Annotated in this window: 2 protein-coding genes; one reads left to right on the forward strand and one right to left on the reverse strand. The window is 51.2% G+C overall.

All coding sequences use genetic code 11. The annotated features are described in order from the left end of the window. On the forward strand, positions 1-470 hold a 470-nt coding region (locus WBA89_RS16300; protein ID WP_424408178.1), incomplete at its 5' end, for a zinc ribbon domain-containing protein. A gap of 132 nt (positions 471-602) precedes the next feature. On the opposite strand, the gene WBA89_RS16305 is transcribed toward WBA89_RS16300, so the two are convergent. After that, on the reverse strand, positions 603-2379 hold a 1777-nt coding region (locus WBA89_RS16305; protein ID WP_424408180.1), incomplete at its 5' end, for a calcium-binding protein.

Here is a 2379-nt window from a genome sequence, read left to right on the forward strand (position 1 = left end):
AAAACTTGACCGGAATCCGAGATAGAACTAAGTCTAAGTCTGGGAAGAAGGCTAGCAAAAAGCAGCGCAGAGCTAATAGAAATAAGGCTAAATGGTCTTATGCCGAATTGCACGGGTATATCGACTACAAAGCCAATCTAAATGGTTCGTTAGCAACGAAAGTTCCGGCTCATTACACGTCGAAAAGTTGTCCTAAATGCGGACATACTTCGGATGCTAATAGACCAAACAAAGGACTATTTTTCCGGTGCGAATGCTGTAGTCATGAGTTACACTCTGATTTGATTGGTGCGCGAAATATTGCAATGAGAGCGTTGCTTGTCCGGCAAGACTGGACGAGTACGGGGAGCTTGTCAGCATCCCCTGATGTATCGGGCCGTGAAACTAAAGCTGAGATTCTTTCTAGATTCTCAGAATTGCGGTGGAGTCCAGATACAAGCCCACACCTCCGGCGGTACTCCGCTTGGTGATGGGTAGTTGACTCATTCCAGTCCAGCCGGACTTGATATAAATTCAGCAATAAAGTTCTCCGCATCCGAATCCAAGTCCCTTAATAGATGCGGACTTGCATTCCGATGCCGAGAACCTTTGCGAGTTTTGCCTTAGCGAGAAAAAGTCACGCAATCGAGAGCAGTAATAGCATTGCTAGGGCCAAAAACATTAGCCAAAACCTGCCCAGTGGCAGCAACTTGCAGGACATAACCGTTCGCCGCAGAGCTAATTTGTAAAGAATCAACACTCAAGCCGCCGGCGAGAACAAACTTGTCAGTTCCTACTTCAAAATTGAGAATAGTATCGATACCGCTGTTGCTGTTTAACACAAAACGATCGCTCCCAGTACCTCCAATTAAAGTATCGTCTCCCCCGTCGCCAAACAGCCAGTCATCCCCTGCACCCCCATTGAGAATGTCGTTATCTTTCCCTCCGTAAATTGTATCGTTACCCTCATCGCCATTGAGGGTATCTTGGCCTTCATTGGCGTAAACGATATCGTCGCCGCTGCCGCCGTTGATGCAGTCTTGCTGGCCGTTTGCGCCCACAGGGCCTAGCTCATTTTCCCCCCGATCGCCAAAAATGGTATCGTTGCCATCATCGCCGCACAAAATATCGTTGCCGTCATCGCCATAAATCAAGTCGCTGCCGGCATCTCCGTGTACTAAATCGTCATCCTTGCCGCCCTGAACGGTATCGTTGCCAAAACCACCGCCGAGAGAATCGGAACTCTCGCCGCCGTTGAGATAGTCGTTACCATCTCCCCCAAACAGCAAATCGCGGCCGTTGGCATCGCTGACTGACTGGTTTGCCGCGCCGCCGTAAAGAGAATCGTCTCCCTCGTCGCCGACAATGGTGTCAGCACCGAGTTCGCCCCAAATTATGTCGTTATCTTTGCCGCCGTAAGCTAAGTCGTTACCTTTGCCGGCAAAAATGCTGTCGTTACCGCTACCGCCGCCAATGATGTCGCCGGTGTCGTTGCCGAAAATTAAGTCGGCTTCATCGGTAACATTTATGCTGCCTGCGGGATTGCCGTAGTCGCCGACGATGGTATCAGAACCTTGATTGCCGTAGAGAGTATCCGAGTCGGTTTCGCCGAAAATACGATCGCCCCCTTTTCCTCCAAACACCACATCCCGACCGTTACCGCCTCGCAAAGTATCGTCGCCTTCTTCGCCGTTGAGCAAGTCGTTGCCGTTGTCTCCTACTAGGAAATCTTGCCCCTCTGGGTCGCCGTCTAGGGAGTTTTGGACGCCGCCGAACAGAGAGTCGTTTCCGCTGTCACCGTAGAGGCTGTCCGGGCCCTTGTCGCCCCAAATCAGGTCGTTTTCTTTGCCGCCGTAGGCGATGTCTGCGTCTTTGCCGGCGTAAACGGTGTCGTTACCTTGAGCGCCAGCAATAGCGTCGCGGGAAGAACCGCCGAAAATCAGGTCGCCGTCGTTACCTGTCAAGTCGATGTTGTTGCCGTTGTCGCCGACGATCGTATCGGAACCGCGATCGCCGTACAATGTGTCGGAATTGCGATCGCCAAAAATGCGATCGTCTTGTTTGCCTCCGAACACCACATCATTTTCTTTACCGGCGTAAACGATGTCGTTGTTTCTACCAGCAGCGATGAAGTCTTGCTGTTTGTCTCCAAACAAGATATCGGAACCGCCTTCGCCTAAAAGCGTGTCGTTGCCCTCAAAAGAGACAAAGAATTCGTTAGAGTCGTTCCCTGTTAAATAATCGTCTCCGAGAGTCCCGATGACAGAGTTTTTGATGTCAATGAGCGCGGAGGCGCTGGAGTCGAAGTTGAGTATTTGGGAAGGCTGGGGTTGGATAAATGCGATCTCCTTCAGCAGGGGCAAGGGTTCGCAACCGCAACCAGTATCCGGTTCGGGAACT

The sequence above is a fragment of the Microcoleus sp. genome (assembly GCF_049646505.1).
GTDB lineage: Bacteria > Cyanobacteriota > Cyanobacteriia > Cyanobacteriales > Microcoleaceae > Microcoleus.